This is a genomic window from Alcaligenes sp. PF14 (assembly GCF_037150615.1).
In the GTDB taxonomy this organism is placed as follows: domain Bacteria; phylum Pseudomonadota; class Gammaproteobacteria; order Burkholderiales; family Burkholderiaceae_B; genus Alcaligenes; species Alcaligenes phenolicus.
In genome coordinates this window covers 383,077-403,390 of record NZ_JBAGRS010000002.1, presented here as the reverse complement: position 1 = coordinate 403,390, position 20,314 = coordinate 383,077, and the positions used below count along the sequence as shown (strand labels likewise).

Below are 20,314 nucleotides of genomic sequence, written 5' to 3'. Positions count from 1 at the left end.
TTTACGGATGCGGATAAGTTGTGTGGGTATAAGTCAGGGCGATTTAGCACCTGAACGCTGCGGCAACGTCGACAACAGCAAACCCGCCAAGGCCAGGATGAAGGCGTAAATATGCACAGTAGTGAAGCTCTCCCCCAGCACCAGCACACCCACTGCTGCGGTACCCAAGGGCATCAAGACCATAAACACCGCGGCTTGCGAAGCGGGAACGGAACGCACTCCCGTCATCCACAGCCAGACCGTCCAGACGCTGGCGGCCAAGGAATAAAACACCAGCAAAGGCCAGATCCAGCCTGCCGGTGCCGTGAAATCGAAATCCCAGGCGGCGTATAAACCTAGGGGCGTAATCAGCGCCAGGCTACACAGATTGATAATCGCGCTGATGCGCTTGGGACTAAGCACGGCGGTCAGGCGCTTGCCTATGACCGCATAAGCCGACTCGCACAGGACGGCACAAAAGATCAGCGCATTGCCCAGCCACATTTTTCCTGGGTCCAGCTGATCCACACCGTGATCGTCCGCCTGTACCAGGGCCAATAAGGCAATCCCGCCCATCCCCAGGGCCAGTGACACCCAGGTGCGCGGCCCTATGCTTTCTTTCAGGAAGTACCAGCTGAACAAGGCCACCATCCCGGGAATGGCGGACAAAATAACGCCAGCAGAGACCGCACTGGTCATACTGATGCCTGTCACCATGCACAGCGTGAACAGGAAATTACCCAAAAAGGATTCCAGAAAAATCAGGCCACGGGTACGCAGATCCAGTGCGGGTTCAGTCGCCGGTTTGCGCAGCCAGCGCAGCATGGCGATCCCGCCAATGCCAAAGCGCAGCCAGGCCAGCAAGAACACCGGCAGTGCCGTTACCAACGGCCGTGTCAGGGCGATATAACTGCCCACCAAGGACATGGACAAGGCCAAACAGGCGTATGCCGCCAGACGTGATCCCGCTCTATTCACCCACCCTCTCCTAATACACACATTTGCAAGGCAGCTAATCAAAATACCACGGCGGCCAAGGTCTACAATACGCCCGAGCTCGGCCTTCCAGGATAAAAAACATGGCCTGCCATGTTGTCCGTTTCGCTCACCACCGCCTGTACCCCTGACCTTACCCAGATCTGCCCGTACAGCCCCGTGTTGCCAGCGCTTTATCCCACCCCATCGGAAAGTCGTGTCGCCAGCCCTTAAGCAGGTCTGCGATGGACGGCCCTACACTCGGCCCGACCCATGCTGCTCCCCGTAACAGACTAATCCGCACCGCGCCGGCCCACCGGCCAGCCGTGCTCCTTGAAGGATATTTCATCATGCAGGCTATCGCCCGCCTGAGCCGTTTTGTTGGCAATACCTTTGCCATCTGGGTTCTACTGTTTGCCGTTCTGGCCTATTACTTTCCCGACCACTACCGCTGGTTAGGCGCTTATATTGTTCCACTTCTGGGCATCATCATGTTCGGTATGGGTCTGACCTTGTCGCGCCAGGACTTTGCAGAGGTGTTTGTGCGCCCTGGCCGTGTGGCTATTGGTGTAGTGGGACAATTCATCATCATGCCCGGTCTGGCCTGGTTTCTGACCTACGCCTTTTCCCTGCCACCCGAATTGGCCATTGGCGTGATTCTGGTGGGCTGCTGCCCCGGTGGCACCTCGTCGAACGTGATGACTTTTCTGGCCCGTGGCGACCTGGCCCTGTCGGTTGCCATTACGTCGGTCACCACCTTGCTGGCTCCTATCGTCACCCCTGCCCTGATTTACTTCCTGGCCAGCCAATGGCTGGAAGTCAGCGCCTCGGCCATGTTCTGGTCCATTGTGCAGGTGGTGATTCTGCCAATTGCCCTGGGCATTATTGTGCAATCCCTGATGGGTGAAAAGATCAAAGCCGGTGTGGCAGCCCTGCCCCTGGTATCTGTGGTGGCCATTGTGGCTATCGTGGCCGCTGTTGTCGCGGGTAACCAGCCAAAAATTGCGACCAGTGGCTTGTTGGTGTTCTCGGTTGTCGTTGTACATAACACCCTGGGCTACATCCTGGGCTATGTACTGGCACGCTTGAGCGGCATGCCTTTAGCACAGCGCAAGACGCTGGCTATTGAAGTGGGTATGCAAAACTCCGGGCTGGGTGTTGCCCTGGCCAGCGCCCACTTTTCGCCATTGGCCGCTGTGCCCAGCGCTATTTTCAGCGTCTGGCACAATATTTCCGGTCCCTTGGTCGCGACAATTTTCCGTCGCATGGGTGATGGCAAGTAAACACCTGCAGCCATGTGCAAGGACTTGAACCCAAAGTCCACAAAGTAAAAAGGGACGCTCTACCGGGCGTCCCTTTTTTTGCATCCAGAGTGTCGCAAGACACCCGCATCCGCTCAAGCCTCAGCTTTTACGCGAAGACACATAAATCCCGCCTACGATCAGCAAGAAAGCCGCTCCGTGGTAAAGCTTGGGGGTATCGCCCAGAATAAAAACCGACATCAAGGCGGCAAATACAGGCATCAGATTGACGAAGAAACCGGCCGTGGCAGCGCCCACTCGCTGAACAGCCACCCCCCAGCATCGCAAGGCGATCAGAGCCGGACCAGTTCCCACATACAGAATGGCCAGCAACAAGCCCCAGGACCAGTCGATATGCCAGTCGGTAAATTGCCACTCCATGGCGGCAAAAGCACCAGACCAGATCAAACCGAAAAACACTTGTGCCATCACTACAGTGGCCCAGGTTTCTGCGATTGCACCCTCATGGCGACGGGTGCTGAGCATCCAGCTATAGATCGCCCAGGCGATAGTGGCAATCACCATGTACACATCACCCGGCACAAAACGGAAGGCCATCAGCTCCTGCCAGTCCGCACGCGTCAGCACCAGCACCACACCCAGCAAGGACATCAAGCCACCCACCAACTGACGCCCATTGACGGTGGATTTGAAGAACAGGCGTCCAATGACCAGCATCCAGAACGGCAAGCTGGCGTTGACCAAAGTCACGTTAATGGGGGACGAGCTTTGCAGTGCCAGGTATTGCAAAGCGTTATAGATCCCTATGCCCAGCAAACCCAGAATCGAGTAGCGTTTCCAGTTGGTCCACAAATTACTGCCGCGTCGCAGCACTTGTCGTCCCACAAAAAGCAGAATGGTGAAAGCTACCAGCCAACGGAAGAAATTCAGGGTAATGGGCGGAACCTGATCATGAATCAGGCGCCCCACAATGGCATTACTTGCCCACAAGATCGTGGGTAAAACCAGTAAAGCCGTCGTGCCAGGGGTCAGTTTCTGAGTGCTCACAAGCATGTCCTAAAAAACGGCAACGGCGCATGTGATCCCTCCTCAGGTCACCTCTGCGCCGTTACGATTGGCCTAGTATATAGGCAAGCATGCTCTGCCCTCTACGCCTTTACCTGCCTGCTTGTGACGATGAGAACTGGTCAATCTTTGACCAATCCATAAATATTATTTATAATCATACAATTGTCACGTCATGGCGCTGATTGAATTTTATTGGCCCATCCCATCCACGCTCGTCTGACTTTAGCAACATCAGATGCAGCTACCCAGGGTAAATCGACCTTGAAACACCCCCACTTTTGGGAATAAAGCTTGACCCGATCAAGCGCCCCAAGTGCATTACTTGGCACCACAACCAGCACCTTTAACCGCAAGGGCCTGTCCCGCGCGTCGTTATACAGGTTCCTGTTCCTGGCAAGTATTCGTGTTTTTGCCCGTTTTTCAGGTAGGCAGACCTTGTCTGCCCCGGCTGGATCCCCCTATGAACGGCGGGCGTGTTTTCAATTTGATCCACCTGACCCTGTCTGGAACCAACCATTCCTGACAGACACAGATTCACCCCGATTTTTATGGGCCTAGTGCAAGGCTGGACTCCAGACACCGCTTGTCCGGTTTGTCGGTCTGCCTTGTTTTCAAGCCCGTCCCCGTCCCGCCCAGCAAGGCCAGACGGGAATTATTATTTTTAAAGGAGTCCCGATTTATGGCCAAAGAAGAGCTACTTGAAATGCAAGGTTCCGTCACCGAAATCCTGCCTGACTCGCGCTTTCGTGTCACCCTGGACAACGGTCACGCCGTTATCGCCTACACCGGCGGTAAAATGCGCAAGCACCACATCCGTATTCTGGCTGGCGACAGCGTCACCCTGGAAATGTCGCCCTACGACCTGAGCAAAGGTCGCATTATCTTCCGCCACCTGCCCAAGCGTATTGGCGCGCCGACCTCTGCCCCTCGTCGCACTCCCCACCGCCGTTAAGACATAGCGCCACACCCCTGTCACAATTAGATGCAAAGATAGGCGCGCCTGACAGGGGTGCGACAAGAGCCATCAGCGCTCGGGCGCACCCCACATCTTGTGGGAGTCGCCTTGAAAAAACTACTGACGCTCAAAACCGGCTTCATCGCCTATTTTGCAATTCTGAGCCTGTTTCTAATCCTGATGCTGATTGCCCTGCAACATTTGAGCAGCAGCATCGAACAGCGCAAGCATCTGGAAGCCCAGCGCCATCAAACGACGGCGCTTAGCAAAGACTTCAAACGCATCAGCGAATTGCTAAGCCGTCAGGCCATCGCGTTTGTCTCCAGCGAACAGATCGAATTTCAGGAAAACTTCCGCCACCTCCTGGCGGTGTTTACGGGTGCCCAGGCGGATCAGGATGGTGTCACACTGGCGATGCTGGACCGCTTCAGGGATCTGGAGCTGGAACCGGCTGAACAGGACCTGCTTCGCTCCGCCTATGAGCAGACCCTCGCACTTAGCCAGGTTCAGTCCGAGGCCATCCAAACCGCCAGCGGCCAGTTTGAAGATGGTAACGGCGCTATCCGTATCGCCCTGCCCAATGCCTTGATGGCCAAAGTGCTGGTGTTCAGCCAGCAATACATTCAAGCCTCTGCCCAAATCACCAACACACTGGATCAGTTCGAACACCAGTTCAGCGAGCGCCTGGACAGTTCTCTGGATCTGGCTGGTCGTAGCAGCGACCGTGCGTTCAGTCTGGCATTAGCGGCACTGGCCCTGTTCTTCATGGCCAGCACGATTGCTCTACGCCTCTTGTATCGCTCCATCAAGCAGCCACTGGATCAAGGGGCAAATCTGGCCAAGGAGCTGGCCCAGGGCAAGCTCAATGCGCAGCTCAGCGTGCGTCGCCATGATGAGTTCGGGACCTTGCTTACAGCACTCAATGGCATCGGCCAGGGCGTACAAACCGTGGTGCATCAGATCCGCGAACAAACCGGCTTGATACGCGACGGCTCGCATGCCATTGTGCTGGGTAGCCAGAACCTGAGCGAACAAATTCTGGACCAATCCACCGAATTGAATCAGACCGTCAAGGCGATGAATCAACTGGCTGACACCGTGCGCCAGAACGCGGAGCAGGCCCAAACCGCCGATCATCTGGCGCAAGACACCTCCAGCCAGGTGGCCCTGGGCAATCAAGCGGTACACAGCCTGCTCGATACCATCGACGCGATTGCCGACAGCTCGAACAAAATGAGCGAAATCACCAAACTGATCCGCAACATTGCCTTCCAGACCAATATCCTGGCCCTGAATGCCGCGGTGGAGGCCGCCCGCGCCGGAGTCCATGGTCATGGCTTTGCGGTTGTTGCTGCCGAAGTGCGCAACCTGGCTTTGCGCTCCACCGACGCCTTGCAACAGATTTCCACCCTGATTTCCAGCTCAGTCGAACAAACCGAGCAAAGCTCGGCTGCGGCCCGAGGTATGGCGCAAGTCATGGCCAACACACAACACAAGGTCAATGAAATGCGCAGCATTGTGGCGGATATTGCCCAAGCTTCTCAGGAGCAGGCGACGCATATCGACTACGTGAACCAGGTCATGACGCGCCTGGACCAGCAAGGCCAGTCCAACCGCCAACTGCTTGAACACAGCGCCCACACCGCTCAGGAGCAGCTGGAGCAAACCACTTTGCTGGCCCAGGTGGTGGCGCATTTCAGTCTGGATAGCGATCTTTCCGGGCCCGATGCTCCCGCCCTGCCCGCCGCCCTCAAGCAGCCTTCTTACCGATCCGTGCCCGCCTATCGCACAGCCACGTGCACAATGTCCAGTTCCTGAGCGGCCAATACGTGCCATAGACCTCCGATAAGGGTAAAATCGGAAGTTTGCCGCGCGCCGCCTTGCTGGCTGGCGTGGGTGGCACATCAAATATAGGAAAGCCGCTGAATCATGGAATCGGAACGACTTAATCAACTGGAAGCCCGCCTTGCCGATTATTCGGAGCGGGAAAATGCCTTACGGAGGTATCTTTGACTACGATGACAAAGCTCATCGTTTGCACGTAGTCAATGCCGAACTCGAGGACCCCAACGTCTGGAACGATCCTCAACACGCTCAGGATCTGGGCCGCGAAAAGAAAAGTCTGGAAAACGTGGTGCATGTGCTGGACGCCTTGCACACGGGTTTGAAAGATTCGCAGGACCTGTTTGAGCTTGCCGCGATGGACGATGACGATGCCACTATCGCCGCCATCGAAGAAGATTGTGCCGCCATGGCCAGCCGTATTGAAGAGCTGGAATTCCGCCGCATGTTCTCCAACCCTGCCGACCCGCTGAATTGCTTTATGGATATTCAGGCCGGTGCGGGTGGTACCGAAGCCCAGGACTGGGCCTCCATGCTGCTACGCATGTATGTGCGTTATGCCGAACACAAGGGCTTCAAGGCTGAGATCCTGGAACAGTCTGACGGCGACGTGGCGGGTATCAAATCGGCCTCCATCAAGATTGAAGGCGATTACGCCTACGGTTTTCTGCGCACTGAAACCGGCGTGCACCGTCTGGTTCGCAAAAGTCCCTTTGACTCCTCCAATGGCCGCCACACGTCTTTCACCAGCGTGTTCGTCTACCCGGAAATCGACGACTCCTTTGAAGTCGAAATCAACCCGGCCGACTTGCGTATCGACACTTACCGCGCCAGTGGTGCCGGTGGTCAGCACATTAACAAAACCGACTCGGCCGTTCGTATTACGCACGAGCCCAGCGGCATTGTGGTGCAGTGTCAGAACGACCGCTCGCAGCACCGTAACCGTGCCGAAGCCATGCAAATGCTGAAGTCCCGCCTGTACGAGCTGGAAATGCGCAACCGTATGGCCGAGCAGCAAAAACTGGAAGACTCCAAGAGCGATGTGGGTTGGGGTCACCAGATCCGTTCCTATGTGCTGGACCAGAGCCGCATCAAAGACTTGCGTACCAACTACGAAAGCTCCAATACCCAGAAGATTCTGGATGGTGACCTGGATGCCTTTATTCAAGCCAGCCTGAAACAAGGTATTTAATATGCACGCTTCCACGCTGACTGTTCTAAGCGGTGCCTCTCGCGGTCTGGGCTTGTCCCTGGCACGTCAGGCACTGGCCGCTGGCCATCAGTTGATCACTTTGGCCCGCAGCGAACTGCAACTGGATGCGCCCCAAGGGGCTCATCAACATCTGCAAGTAGACCTGGCCAGCGCGGAAGGCGCACAACAGGCTGCCAAGGCTCTGCAAGCCTTGATCAGCCAGACACAGGCTCAACGCTACGTCCTCATTAATAATGCGGGCACGGTTGATCCCGTTGGGCAGGCCAGCCACCTGCTCGATGCCCAGGCCATTACACAGGCGCTGCAATTGAATGTCGCCAGTGTCATGAGCCTGACCGCCGCCTTCTTGCAAGGCGCCCCCAAGGATGCCCAACGCCAGGTGCTCAATATATCCTCCGGTGCTGGCCGCAAACCCGTCTCGGGCTGGGCCGTGTACGGCTGCAGCAAGGCAGCGCTGGATTTTTATACGCAAACCCTGAAGCTGGAAAATCCCGAGCTGGCCGTTTGCTCTCTGGCCCCTGGCGTGATCGATACCGATATGCAAGGCCATATCCGTAGCCAATCCCGCGACCAGTTCCCGAACCTGAGCCGCTTTATCGACCTGCATCAACAAGGTCAGCTAAGCAGCCCGGACGATACGGCCGAGCGCATTTTGCGCCACCTGAACAGCCCGGATTTTGGCCAGCACGTCCTGGATGACATCCGCCACTACGAATAAGTACTGACACAATGACTGAACCGCTAGACACTTCCGCCCCCGTCGTAGACGAAAACCGCCTGATCGCCGAGCGTCGTTCCAAACTGGACCGCCTGCGCGAAAACGGCATAGCCTACCCCAACGATTTTCGCCCTGACGCTCACGCTGCCGAGCTGCACAGCCAGTACGGCGAGCAGGACAAGGATGCCCTGGCTGCAACCAATAAAGTCGTGAAAGTAGCTGGCCGCATGATGCTCAAGCGTGTCATGGGTAAAGCCAGTTTTGCCACACTGCAAGATGCTTCCGGCCGCATCCAGATCTACCTGGACAAAGCCGCACTGGGCGAAGAAAACTACGCGGAATTCAAGGGCTGGGATATCGGTGACATCCTGGCCGTGGAAGGCACAGTCTTCAAAACCAATAAGGGCGAGCTGTCCGTACATGCTTCCAGCGTGCGCCTGCTGGCCAAGTCCCTGCGCCCCCTGCCCGACAAATTCCACGGTCTGGCTGACCAGGAATTGAAGTACCGTCAGCGCTACGTAGACCTGATCATGGGTGAAGACACCCGTCAAACCTTCCTGGCCCGCAGCAAGGTCATGAGCAGCTTGCGCCAGCACATGGCCCAGGCCAACTTCCTGGAAGTGGAAACCCCCATGCTGCACCCCATTCCGGGTGGCGCATCGGCCAAACCCTTCATTACGCACCACAATGCGCTGGACATGGAAATGTACCTGCGTATTGCTCCCGAGCTGTACCTGAAGCGTTTGATCGTGGGCGGTTTCGAGCGCGTATTCGAGATCAACCGCAACTTCCGTAACGAAGGCGTCAGCCCTCGTCACAACCCTGAATTCACCATGATGGAGTTCTACGCGGCCTATACGGATTACCAGTGGCTGATGGACTTCACCGAAAACCTGATACGCGAAGCCGCTATCAGCGCCCGTGGCACCGCCACCCTGCAATACCAGGAACGCGAGCTGGATCTGAGCCTGCCTTTTGATCGCCTGACCATTACCGGCGCCATCATGAAGTACGCTCCGTCCTACCAGATCGAACAGCTGGAAGATATCCAATTCCTGCGCACTGAGCTGGCTCGCCTGAAAGTGGACGTGAACTCACCCCCACTGCGCGATGCCGGTCTGGGTGCCTTGCAACTGGCTCTGTTTGAAGAAACAGCAGAATCCAAGCTGTGGCACCCTACCTTCATCGTGGACTACCCCGTGGAAGTGTCGCCACTGGCACGCGCTTCGGACACCCAGGAAGGCATTACCGAGCGCTTTGAGCTGTTCATTACTGGTCGCGAAATTGCCAATGGTTTCTCGGAGTTGAACGATCCTGAAGATCAGGCCGCACGTTTCCAGGCCCAGGTTCAGGCCAAGGACGCTGGCGACGAAGAAGCCATGTTCTATGACGCGGACTACATCCGTGCACTGGAATACGGCATGCCTCCTACAGGCGGCTGCGGTATCGGTATCGACCGACTGGTCATGTTGCTGACCGATAGCCCTGCTATCCGTGACGTGATCCTGTTCCCGCACCTGCGTCGCGAGGACTGATCAGTCTCAAGCAAGAAAAACGCTCGGTCTTGACCGCGCGTTTTTCTTTATGCTTCTTCGGCCGCACATACGCACATACGCAGCTATTCTGCCCGTTCAGGAACAGACTCCACTCCAATCGCATCATTACAGCCCTACGCCGGTAAAGACAGACCTCACTCAGGCTTGATACCAGCAACTGCCGCCACTTCACGAAACAAGGCAATATCACGCGCCACGATCTGATCTAGCGACTCGGCCGAACCAGGCGCGATCACAAAGCCCTGCTCCTCCAATGGCTCCGCAAATTCGCGCGAATGCAGTACAGCCGTAATATCGCGATTCAGCCCGGCAACCACCTCATCGGGCGTGGCACGTGGCACAAAAACGCCCTGCCAGCTTTCGATCACGAAATCAGACACTCCCAATTCATGAAAAGTGGGAACATCCGGTAAAACCTTCGAACGCTCCGGCGAGGTCACCGCCAGAGGGATGAGTTCACTCTTCTGAATGTTCTGGATTGTCCCAGAAATATCAATAAGCGCCCCGTCCACATGCCCACCTAGTATGTCCAACATAGCGGGGGCCCCTCCCGCGTAGGGAATGTTATTGGTTTGCGTACCCAAACGCTGGTTAAGCATCTCGACGGCCAAATGATAAATACTGCCGTAACCAATCGGCAGCGCTGCAGATACTTCGCCAGGCTGACGCTTGAGTAACGCCACGTAATCATCGAAGTGATTAACGCCCAGCCCTGGCCGCACTACCAGCACCTGCGAATTAACAATAGTGCGGGTCACACCACGGACCTCCGTCTCGCTATAGGGCAGCTTGCGACCGAGGGCAGCGTTGATCGCAAGCTGATCCCCGCTAGACAACAGGGTATGCCCGTTTGGGGCTGCACGAACTACCCGGTTGACGCCAAGACTGGTGTGAGCGCCGGGCACATTATCCACGATCACCGTTTGTTGCCACAATTTGGCAAGATTTTGCGCGAGCATCCGTGCGATACGGTCAGCGTTGCCGCCCGGATTCACCGGAACAACAATACGCACAGGCCCGGAGGGAAACGTATCGGCCTGCTGCGCACGTGCCGGAACCGTGGCAAACATAGCACCCAAAGAAGAAACAGGAACTCCAAGCCGGGCGGCGATACCCGCGCCGGTCGCTTTCAAGATCATGCGTCGATTCAAGCCTACCTCCAGTATCCACAGACTGCCCCATTGATCGGGCGACATTGTGTTGCAGTGCTTGCCAACAACGAACTGTAGTCTAGAGAGCCCCCGTGCGCGAATCAAGCTGCCCTCGTCCCGACCGTCGCTAAAGCGCCTCTCAGCGACTTTCGCGCAGCCTGACCACTTGCTCGGCGACACGTCATGCCGAAACAAAAAAGGACGCTCGAAAGCGTCCTCTTTTTACTGCGAATCCAGGCTCATAGACTCATCGTGTTGCACCTGTGTTGCGAGTACGATTTGGAGACAATTAATCCACCGGCAAACGCATCACCGCCTGCGCCCATTTATGAGCCACCTCAGGCGAAGAAAAACACGAAGCCTTGTCTGCTACCACGCGCACCGCACGCTCCAGCAGCTGGATGTCAGCCTCGTGCTGACGCGCAACGTGCGGGTCTTCAAAGAAGATGACACGTTGACAACGATTTTCCAGCACCAGCTCGGCAATTTGTGCATCGCCGCCCAAAGGTCCACTTAGATATGACTGAATCCAGGGTGTGTCCTTGGGCCAGCCTTTGGACCAGGCCAGCTCGTTCAACAGGCGGCTTGTCGTTCCGGTTCCCACGCGTTGGCCAAAGCGAGACAGCAGATCAAAATGCTTGTCGGCAAACTCAATCATCTTGTCCTTGAGTGCATCGTGCGCAATCATGGCCAGGGTTTGATTAGGGAAGTCAAAAATACGTTTGCAGCTGGAATCAGGCCACAAGCCGCGGCTGACACGCTCCACTTCAATCCATTCAATTGCACCCATCAAGGTAGAAATGAAAGGACGGCCATGCGTGATGCATTGGCGCTTGAGCGCCAATGCTTCCGGAAAAATGGAGGAAGGGTCTACCGGGTCAATCAGATAAATGGCGCCATCAAAAGGCGGTGTACCATCCGGGCTTTGCGTGACCCGGGCCACCAGCTTCATCAAGCCACCATCACGACCATAGGGATAGCGAACCAGGCCGCCATAGCCTTCCAGCAGGCCCGAACGCTCGATGGCATTACAGGTACGACCGACCGTATAAAGCTCAACTTCCAATTCGCGAATACCGCTGGCTGAACGCCGCAACCACTGAAACAAAGCCGCATCTGCCGAATCATGGTGCAATTGATTGGCCGCCAAACCGAAACGTAATGACATGAGTTCCTACACGGTAAACGATTCGCCACACCCGCAGGAGGCTTTCTCGTTTGGATTGATGAACTTGAAACCTTCATTGAGGCCATCACGGCCATAATCCAGCCGCGTGCCGTCAATAAAGGGCAGGCTTTTAGGATCAACAAACAGTTTAACGCCGTGCTCTTCAAACAGTTGATCGCCTTCAACCGGCTCATCAACAAAATCCAGCTTGTAGGCCAGACCCGAGCAACCGGTCAGACGTACACCCAAACGTAGCCCCAAACCGCCCCCGCGTTTTTTCAAATGACGCTGGATATGTTCTGCGGCGGGCTGAGTAAGAGAAATAGACATAATCTTTTCCTTTCTATAAACCTGAAAGAATATTCAGCCTTCAGGCTTGGACAACTAAAACGCGCCTTTGTTCTGTACCGAGGCAATAGCGGCCTGAACCGCCTCCTGGGCCAACAAAGCACAATGCACTTTGACCGGCGGCAATTCCAGCGCTTGCTGCACATCTGTAGACGAGAACTGAGCTGCCTGCTCCAGACTGCGACCTTGCAGCCACTGTGTCGCAAACGAGGCGGAAGCGATGGTACAGCCACAGCCATAAGCCTTGAAACAGCTATCCTGAATCTGGCCCTGCTCCGATACCTTGAGCTGGATGCGAATCAAGGCCCCGGTTTCGTGACTTCCCGCTTCCCCTGTACCTACGTCAGCATCACTGCTGTTCATGACACCCACATGACGCGGGTGCAGGAAATGCTCCATGACAGCGTCACTATATATCATTGCGCGAACTGCTCCGAAGCAGGCTCGCTCCACAAGGGAGAGATGGCCCGCAATTGTTCAACCACACGACGGATGGCGGCAATCGTGTCATCAATGTCCTGCTCGGTCGTGAAACGACCAAGGCTCAAGCGCAAGGAGCTGTGCGCCAACTGATCGCTGCGACCCAAGGCCGTCAATACGTAGGACGGTTCCAGGCTGGCCGAGGTACAGGCCGAGCCGCTGGACACGGCCAGATCCGTCAGGGCCATCATCAGAGCTTCGCCCTCGATGTGATCCACGCTGATGTTCAGGTTGTGCGGCACACGCTGATCCAAGGTGCCATTCAGGAACAGGTCAGGGATAGACTGCAAGCCAGCCCATAGACGATCTCGCAGCGCGGTGATGCGCTGATTGTCTAGATCCATTTCCTGCGCAGCCAGTTCAAAAGCACGCCCCATGCCCACGATCTGATGAGTGGCCAGCGTACCGGAGCGAAACCCGCGTTCGTGGCCGCCACCGTGAATTTGCGCTTTCAGGCGCACGGCCGGTTTACGACGGATATACAAGGCACCGATCCCCTTGGGACCGTAAGTCTTGTGGGCAGACATGGACATCAAGTCCACGGGCCATTCCTGCAGATTGATCGCTACCTTGCCGGTAGCCTGGGCGGCGTCCACATGGAACAGCACCTTGTGCTCCCGGCACATTGCCCCCAGGGCTCGCACATCTTGAATCACGCCAATTTCGTTATTCACCAGCATGACCGAGGCAAGGATGGTGTCGGGGCGAATGGCTTGTTCAAACGCCTGAGGATCAATCAGGCCACTGGACAGAACATCCAGAAAGGTGACTTCAAACCCTTCGTCCTGCAAGGCCAGACAAGTATCCAGCACGGCCTTGTGTTCCGTACGGACGGTAATAATATGGCGGCCCTTGGACTGATAAAACTGCGCGGCACCTTTTAACGCCAGATTGATGGCTTCGGTAGCACCGGAGGTCCAGACGATTTCACGCGGCTCTGCCCCTACCAAAGCGGCAACCTGACGGCGCGCCTGGTCCACGGCCTCTTCCGCATCCCACCCATAGGGATGGCTGCTGGAGGCCGGATTGCCAAATCGTTCCGTCAACCAGGGAATCATGCTGTCGGCCACACGCGGGTCTACCGGTGTAGTGGCGGCATAATCCATATAGATACGCTGAGCGCGACTCATACAAAACTCCGGGTCAGTAGCGGATCTTGCCCACTACAAAGTACATTCTTCTGGCTGGCCGGCTTCCTGAGCGGCCAACTTCAGCTGACGCAGACGCTGCTGATCAACCAAGTCCTGTAGCGAGACAGAATCCAGATAATCGACCATTTTACGACTAAGCGTCGCCCAAAGCTCGTGAGTCATGCACTCGCCTTTCTGCCCATTTGTGCCCTGCTTGCAATTACCCTTGCCACCGCATTGGGTGGCATCAACGGGCTCATCGACCGCAAACACAATGTCAGCAACGGTGATGTGGCGGGCCAGACGCGCAAGCGTATAGCCACCACCCGGACCACGCACACTATCGACCAGTTCATGGCGGCGCAACTTGCCAAACAACTGTTCAAGATACGAGAGCGAGATACCCTGTCGCTGGCTGATGCCTGCGAGCGTCACCGGTCCACTTTGCTGGCGCAGCGCAAGATCGATCATCGCGGTTACGGCGAAACGCCCTTTTGTCGTCAAACGCATGATAGTTTCCTTGCCAAAGGCGAAAGCGGCCGGACTGCCAACGGCAAATCCGACCAATTTGGTCCAGTATAGCAAATACAGGGGAAACTACCGTGCTTGAGCGTGTGTTTTTACACTTATACTGAAGTGTTATGTAGCCACTCAGGCAGCACGGTAATTGGGGACGCGCTTGCGAACCAGTTCGAACACGCCCTGGCAGGCATCTTCGATATAGTCCATGACCTTATTAAAGCCATCCTGGCCGCCATAATAAGGATCGGGCACGGTAGCCGCTTCATAGTCAGTGGCAAAGCGCATCAGCAGCATGAGCTTGTGACGATAAATGGGAGGACACATTTGCTGCAAGGCAGCGTGATTTTCCCAGTCCATGCTCAAGATAAGGTCGAAGTTGCGAAAGTCCTCGCGCTGGACCTGTCGGGCCTGATAGGTAGAGATGTCATAACCGCGTTTACGAGCGGCTATCTGTGCGCGTGTGTCAGGATGCTCGCCAACATGAAAGCCATGCGTGGCGGCTGAATCCACCAAAATAGCCTCCGACAAACTGGCCTGGTCGACCAGTTGGCGCAAGACACCTTCGGCGCTGGGGGAGCGGCAAATATTCCCTGTACAGACAAACAGAACCTTACTCATAATGCGTCAAAGTCTGCGGGAAAACCCCAAATAAGGCAAGACGAAACCGGGGTGAAAACAGACCCCGAAAATCGCCTTGAAAACAGCAAATCCGTATCGTTTGGGAGCTGCCAATAAGAACCGGTCGCAGCTGCTTGAAGTTTGGAATAAACCAAAGGCGCAGCAACCTTTGCTTAGCGGATACACCACTTTCTCGAGATGAGATAAATCAAGCAATACACCCGAGTGATGAAAGCCGGTAGCAGAACGGTGTTTTTTCTGAGCTTTCGTCCAGCTTTAGTTGCAAATACACAACAACCATCAAGCCATCAGCAGTTTGGACTTCAGTCTTTGCAACTTGTCGCGCGCGGCTGCCGCTTGCTCGAACTCCAGGTTGCGGGCGTGGTCCATCATCTCTTTTTCCAGACGCTTGATCTCGCGTGCAGCGGCCTTCTCGTCGCGAATCAACTCGTCCGGCACATCCTCGCGCAAGCTGGCGGTTGGATCCGAGGCAACAACACCATCAATCAACTCACGGACGGCCTTGTTCACGCCGCGCGGCGTAATACCGTGCTCTTCGTTAAAGGCGATCTGCTTGGCACGACGGCGCTCGGTTTCTTCGATAGCGCGGTGCATGGAGTCCGTCATTCTGTCGGCATACAGAATGGCTTTACCGTTCAGGTTACGCGCTGCCCGACCTATGGTTTGAATCAGGCTGCGCTCCGAACGCAGGAAGCCTTCCTTGTCCGCATCAAGAATCGCCACCAGAGACACTTCGGGCAAATCCAGACCCTCGCGCAGCAGGTTGATCCCGACCAGCACGTCGAAGACGCCCAGACGCAGATCCCGGATGATCTCGGCCCGTTCCACCGTATCAATATCCGAGTGCAAGTAGCGCACGCGAATACCGTTTTCTGACAAATACTCGGTCAGATCTTCGGACATGCGCTTGGTCAGCGTTGTCACCAGCACACGGTCTTCCTGCGCAGTACGCAGCTTGATTTCACCCAGCAAATCATCGACCTGCGTGGTAGCCGGACGAACCTCGATTTCCGGGTCCACCAGTCCGGTAGGTCGCACCACCTGTTCAACCACATTGTCTGCATGCTCTTGCTCGTAGGCAGCGGGTGTAGCCGACACGAACACGGTTTGCGGCATACGGCGTTCGAACTCTTCCAGTTTCAAAGGCCGGTTATCCATGGCCGAAGGCAGGCGGAAACCGAACTGCACCAGGGTTTCTTTACGCGAGCGGTCACCGCGATACATGGCGCCCAACTGCCCGATAGTGACGTGGCTTTCATCGATAAACATCAGGGAGTTACGCGGCAGGTAGTCGATCAGTGTCGGCGGCGGATCGCCAGGCGCTGCTCCTGACAAGTGGCGAGAGTAGTTCTCGATGCCTTTGCAAAAGCCCAGCTCCTGCAGCATTTCCAGATCAAAACGGGTGCGCTGCTCCAGGCGTTGAGCTTCAACCAAATGCCCTTCCCGTGTCAGAAATTCCAGACGCTCGCGCAGTTCGAGCTTGATGGTTTCAATCGCCCTCAACACGGTTTCGCGTGGCGTCACATAATGCGAGCTAGGGAACACGGTAAAGCGGTTCAGCTTCTGCACGACCTTGCCTGTCAGCGGATCGAACAACTCCAACTCTTCGATCTCGTCATCAAACAGGCTGACCCGCAAGGCCAGCTCCGCGTTTTCTGCCGGGAAAATATCGACCACTTCACCACGAGCACGGAACATCCCACGCTGAAAATCCAGATCGTTGCGCTCGTACTGCATGGCGACCAGACGCGCCAGCAGCTCCTGCCGGGCAATACGGTCGCCCTTGCGCAACGTCAGCACCATCGCATGGTAGTCGCCGGGATTACCGATACCGTAAATGCAGGACACAGTGCCCACAATAATGGTGTCCGGCCGCTCCAGCAGGCTTTTGGTGGCCGACAAACGCATCTGCTCGATGTGTTCATTGATGGACGAGTCCTTTTCAATAAACAGATCGCGCGATGGCACATAGGCCTCGGGCTGGTAGTAATCGTAGTAAGACACGAAGTACTCCACGGCGTTGCGTGGAAAGAACTCGCGCATCTCGGCGTACAACTGCGCCGCCAGGGTTTTATTGGGCGCCAGAACAATGGCCGGACGCCCGGTGCGAGCAATAATGTTCGCCATCGTATAGGTCTTGCCCGAGCCCGTTACCCCCAAAAGGGTCTGGTACATCAAGCCATCATCAATCCCCTCAACCAACTGCTCAATCGCCGCAGGCTGGTCGCCAGCAGGCAAATAAGGTTGGAAAAGTTTGAAGGAACTCCCCGGAAATTCTTGAAAGGCAGGCTCAAATTTCATGCTAGACACACTTTAGGGTAAGCCCGTATTATCACATTAATGCTTTGTTTTTCTACCTTTCTGCACTAACGCCCCCATATCATCATGACATCGCTCTTCGAAACCGTCGAACTGGCTCCACGCGACCCTATTTTGGGTTTGAACGAACAATACAATGCCGACGAACGCAGCGGCAAAGTTAATCTGGGGGTCGGTGTTTACTACGACGATCAAGGGCGTATCCCGATTTTGCAGGCTGTTCAAAAGGCTGAGGAAGCCATGATGAGCAAAGCCGCCGCGCGCAGCTACCTGCCTATTGAAGGGATCAATACCTACAATCTGGGTGCTCAAACCCTGTTGCTGGGTGCCGACTCCCCCATCATTGCCGAAGGCCGCGCCTTGACCGTGCAATCCCTGGGCGGTACCGGTGCGCTGAAAATCGGTGCTGACTTCCTGCAGCAACTGCTGCCCCAGTCCGAGGTTTACATCAGCGATCCAAGCTGGGAAAACCACCGCGCCCTGTTCGAGCGCGCCGGCTTCAAGGTCAACACCTACGCTTACTACGATGCCGCTACGCATGGCCTGAACTTTGACGGCATGATCGCCTCGCTGCGCGCCATGCCGGCCCAGTCCATCGTGGTCCTGCACGCTTGCTGCCACAACCCAACCGGCGTGGACCCCAGCATGGAACAATGGGCCCAGATCGCCGAGCTGATCAAAGAACGTCAACTGGTTCCTTTCCTGGACATCGCTTACCAAGGCTTTGGCGCCGGTCTGGAAGAAGACGCCAGCGTAGTGCGTCTGTTTGCCAAGCTAGGCCTGTCCATGTTCATCAGCTCCTCGTTCTCCAAGTCCTTCTCGCTGTACGGCGAGCGCGTTGGCGCCCTGACCCTGGTTACTTCCAGCAAGGACGAAACTTCCCGCGTACTGAGCCAGGTCAAGCGTGTGATTCGCACCAACTACTCCAACCCACCCACACACGGTGGCAAGGTTGTGGCCACGGTACTGAACTCGCCTGAACTGTTCCAGACTTGGGCGACTGAACTGGCCGGCATGCGTGATCGCATCCGCGAAATGCGCGCCCAACTGGTTGCCAAGCTGAAAGAGCACGGCGCTACCCAAAACTTTGACTTCGTGCTGCAACAGCGCGGCATGTTCTCCTACTCCGGCCTGACTGCCGAGCAAGTCGAACGCCTGCGCCAGGAACACGGCATTTACGCTGTCAGCAGCGGCCGTATTTGCGTTGCTGCATTGAACAGCCAGAATATTGACGTCGTGGCCAAGGCCATCGCTCAAGTCCTGAAGTAAGCTGTCCCTCACTACAGCCCCAACGCCCTTCTTCGGAAGGGCGTTGTCGTTCCAGCCCTTGGAGCACTACCATGACAGACACGATTTCCCTGAACACCGAACGCCTGATCTTGCGCCCCTGGAAAGCTTCCGACCTGGAGCCCTTTTTCCGCTTGAACAGCGATCCCCACGCGCTGCGTTTTTACCCGGCCACCCTGGACCGTGAGCAAAGCGATGCCATCGCCCAGCGCAGCCAAAACCTGATCGACGAACATGGCTGGGGTCCCTGGGCAGTCGAGCTGAAAGAAAACGGGGCCTTCATTGGCATGGTGGGCTTGAACCGCCCGACCGCCGATCTGTACTTTCAGCCTTGCGTGGAAGTTCTTTGGCGTTTGCTGCCTGAGTACTGGGGCAAGGGCTATGCCACCGAAGCGGCACGAGCCTGCATGGACTTTGGTTTTGACGAACTGGGCCTGGATCAAATTGTGGCGTACACCGCTCAATTGAACTTGCCTTCGCAGACCGTCATGCAACGCCTGGGCATGACAGAGCAAGCTGGTACCTTTGATCACCCCGGTGTAGCGGCGGGCCACAAACTCGCCCCCCATGTGTTGTACACCCTGGACCGCAAGGATTGGCCCCAGTCTGCCTGAGCGGCCCGAAGGGTCAAAAAGTAAGCCTTTAGGGCCCTCACCGCTTGCAAAAACGCCAACTGTAACGCACAATCTTTACTGTATATATATTCAGCAGACAATACTATGACCGCCAAGCTCACTGCACGCCAACAACAAGTGCTGGACATCATTCGTTCTGAAATCGAACGGACGGGTTTCCCTCCCACTCGAGCAGAGATTGCTCAGGTGCTGGGTTTCAAATCCGCCAATGCGGCCGAAGATCATTTGAAAGCTCTGGCCCGCAAAGGCGCTATCGAGCTGACTGCCGGCGCCTCGCGCGGCATACGCCTGCTCGGTACGGATACCCGCGAAAGTGCTGCTCCCAGCAGCAACGCATTGGCCAATCTGGCTGACGCCCTCTTGCTGCCCATTATTGGTCGCGTAGCTGCCGGTAGCCCTATTTTGGCCACCGAGCATATCGAGCGCGAGATTGGCGTCGCCCCTACCCTATTCACCCAAACGCCTGATTACCTGCTGCGCGTACGCGGCTTGAGCATGAAAGACGCGGGCATTTTTGACGGCGACCTGCTGGCCGTCAAGAAAGCCAGTGAAGCGCGTAATGGGCAGATCGTGGTGGTGCGCATTGGCGACGATGTCACCGTCAAGCGCCTGTCGCGCTCCAGCAATCAAGTGGTCCTCTTGCCCGAGAACCCGGACTTTGAACCCATCATCGTCACCGACCCGGATTCCCTGTCTTTGGAGGGCATTGCTGTCGGTCTGATTCGCACCAGCCCGCTGCATTAAGCTGTCCCTCTCTAGGCCACCAGAGCTGTTTTGTAAGGTTGGTGCTTCTGATAAGAGAAAAACCCCATGCACCAAACGGTACATGGGGTTTTTTATTGGTCCGAGTGCATGCTCGCTATACAGGTTTGAACAGATTAACGGCGATAGTCACTTTGACCATGATTTTCGCGGTATGTCTGCAGTTGCAGTCATGACTGCAATCGCGGGTATAGCCATACCTAGCCCCTACGTACCTACATGCCTACATGCCTACATGCCTACATGCCTACATGCCTACATGCCTACATGCCTACAGCACGAGTTGAACAAACGTAAACCTCTCG

19 protein-coding genes are annotated in these 20,314 nt (G+C 56.1%); 9 read left to right on the top strand and 10 right to left on the bottom strand.

Annotation, left to right across the window (positions count from 1 at the left end):
• Positions 1-33: 33 nt before the first annotated feature.
• Entirely contained in the window at positions 34-957 is a 924-nt protein-coding gene (locus WFM49_RS05925) for a DMT family transporter (protein WP_336972255.1), read from the bottom strand.
• 347 nt (positions 958-1,304) lie between these two features.
• Between WFM49_RS05925 and WFM49_RS05920 the strand changes: the two genes are divergently transcribed.
• Positions 1,305-2,237, top strand: coding sequence for a bile acid:sodium symporter family protein (locus tag WFM49_RS05920; RefSeq protein WP_021446706.1), 933 nt, complete (start codon positions 1,305-1,307; stop codon positions 2,235-2,237).
• Between the two features lie 120 nt (positions 2,238-2,357).
• On the opposite strand, the gene WFM49_RS05915 is transcribed toward WFM49_RS05920, so the two are convergent.
• Positions 2,358-3,269 carry a DMT family transporter gene (locus WFM49_RS05915; RefSeq protein WP_021446707.1) on the bottom strand — a complete coding sequence of 304 codons (912 nt, stop codon included), beginning with the start codon at positions 3,267-3,269 and terminating at the stop codon, positions 2,358-2,360.
• A 694-nt stretch (positions 3,270-3,963) separates the two neighbouring features.
• Here WFM49_RS05915 and infA point away from each other — a divergent pair.
• The 5 genes from infA (at position 3,964) to lysS (ending at position 9,547) form a co-directional block, all read left to right on the top strand.
• The gene (gene infA / locus WFM49_RS05910) at positions 3,964-4,236 is read left to right on the top strand and encodes a translation initiation factor IF-1 (RefSeq protein WP_009458008.1); all 273 of its coding nucleotides are present in this window, start codon (positions 3,964-3,966) and stop codon (positions 4,234-4,236) included.
• 111 nt (positions 4,237-4,347) lie between these two features.
• Positions 4,348-6,057, top strand: a complete 1,710-nt coding sequence (locus tag WFM49_RS05905; protein WP_324576004.1) for a methyl-accepting chemotaxis protein — start codon at positions 4,348-4,350, stop codon at positions 6,055-6,057.
• 111 nt (positions 6,058-6,168) lie between these two features.
• Positions 6,169-7,273, top strand: a protein-coding gene (gene prfB / locus WFM49_RS05900) for a peptide chain release factor 2 (RefSeq protein WP_115635138.1) whose coding sequence is annotated in 2 segments (ribosomal slippage) — positions 6,169-6,249 and positions 6,251-7,273 — 1,104 coding nt in all. Because the reading frame shifts where the segments join, the coding sequence is not laid out codon by codon here.
• Position 7,274: 1 nt separating this feature from the next.
• Complete coding sequence (locus WFM49_RS05895) at positions 7,275-8,012, top strand: SDR family NAD(P)-dependent oxidoreductase (RefSeq protein ID WP_250757066.1); 738 nt, start codon at positions 7,275-7,277, stop codon at positions 8,010-8,012.
• A gap of 11 nt (positions 8,013-8,023) precedes the next feature.
• Positions 8,024-9,547: a lysine--tRNA ligase gene (gene lysS / locus WFM49_RS05890; protein ID WP_009458015.1), complete on the top strand. Its 1,524-nt coding sequence runs from the start codon at positions 8,024-8,026 to the stop codon at positions 9,545-9,547.
• 155 nt (positions 9,548-9,702) lie between these two features.
• Here lysS and WFM49_RS05885 read toward each other — a convergent pair whose 3' ends face one another.
• From WFM49_RS05885 to uvrB, 8 genes are all read right to left on the bottom strand, one after another.
• Positions 9,703-10,719 carry a Bug family tripartite tricarboxylate transporter substrate binding protein gene (locus WFM49_RS05885; protein ID WP_336972252.1) on the bottom strand — a complete coding sequence of 339 codons (1,017 nt, stop codon included), beginning with the start codon at positions 10,717-10,719 and terminating at the stop codon, positions 9,703-9,705.
• Between the two features lie 289 nt (positions 10,720-11,008).
• Positions 11,009-11,887, bottom strand: coding sequence for a methylglyoxal synthase (locus WFM49_RS05880; protein WP_026482837.1), 879 nt, complete (start codon positions 11,885-11,887; stop codon positions 11,009-11,011).
• A gap of 6 nt (positions 11,888-11,893) precedes the next feature.
• Complete coding sequence (locus WFM49_RS05875) at positions 11,894-12,217, bottom strand: HesB/IscA family protein (protein ID WP_003801383.1); 324 nt, start codon at positions 12,215-12,217, stop codon at positions 11,894-11,896.
• A 54-nt stretch (positions 12,218-12,271) separates the two neighbouring features.
• On the bottom strand, positions 12,272-12,655 hold the full coding sequence (locus WFM49_RS05870) for an iron-sulfur cluster scaffold-like protein (RefSeq protein ID WP_035268113.1): 384 nt from the start codon (positions 12,653-12,655) through the stop codon (positions 12,272-12,274).
• Positions 12,652-13,845: an IscS subfamily cysteine desulfurase gene (locus WFM49_RS05865; protein WP_336972249.1), complete on the bottom strand. Its 1,194-nt coding sequence runs from the start codon at positions 13,843-13,845 to the stop codon at positions 12,652-12,654. The genes WFM49_RS05870 and WFM49_RS05865 overlap by 4 nt, the downstream gene beginning before the upstream one ends.
• Positions 13,846-13,878: 33 nt before the next feature.
• A complete protein-coding gene (gene iscR, locus WFM49_RS05860; RefSeq protein WP_021446710.1) occupies positions 13,879-14,355 on the bottom strand; it encodes a Fe-S cluster assembly transcriptional regulator IscR in 477 nt (158 codons plus the stop codon).
• Between the two features lie 141 nt (positions 14,356-14,496).
• Complete coding sequence (locus tag WFM49_RS05855) at positions 14,497-14,988, bottom strand: low molecular weight protein-tyrosine-phosphatase (RefSeq protein WP_026482840.1); 492 nt, start codon at positions 14,986-14,988, stop codon at positions 14,497-14,499.
• A gap of 297 nt (positions 14,989-15,285) precedes the next feature.
• Positions 15,286-17,307 (bottom strand): excinuclease ABC subunit UvrB, encoded by a 2,022-nt coding sequence (uvrB, locus tag WFM49_RS05850; protein ID WP_088452618.1) that lies wholly within the window; start codon positions 17,305-17,307, stop codon positions 15,286-15,288.
• Between the two features lie 84 nt (positions 17,308-17,391).
• On the opposite strand from uvrB, the gene WFM49_RS05845 reads away from it, so the two are divergent.
• The 3 genes from WFM49_RS05845 to lexA all read left to right on the top strand — a co-directional run bounded on the left by WFM49_RS05845 (position 17,392) and on the right by lexA (position 19,991).
• Entirely contained in the window at positions 17,392-18,594 is a 1,203-nt protein-coding gene (locus WFM49_RS05845; protein ID WP_009459106.1) for an amino acid aminotransferase, read from the top strand.
• A 71-nt stretch (positions 18,595-18,665) separates the two neighbouring features.
• Complete coding sequence (locus WFM49_RS05840; RefSeq protein ID WP_009459105.1) at positions 18,666-19,226, top strand: GNAT family N-acetyltransferase; 561 nt, start codon at positions 18,666-18,668, stop codon at positions 19,224-19,226.
• A gap of 105 nt (positions 19,227-19,331) precedes the next feature.
• On the top strand, positions 19,332-19,991 hold the full coding sequence (gene lexA, locus WFM49_RS05835; RefSeq protein ID WP_026482844.1) for a transcriptional repressor LexA: 660 nt from the start codon (positions 19,332-19,334) through the stop codon (positions 19,989-19,991).
• The last annotated feature ends 323 nt before the right edge of the window (positions 19,992-20,314 follow it).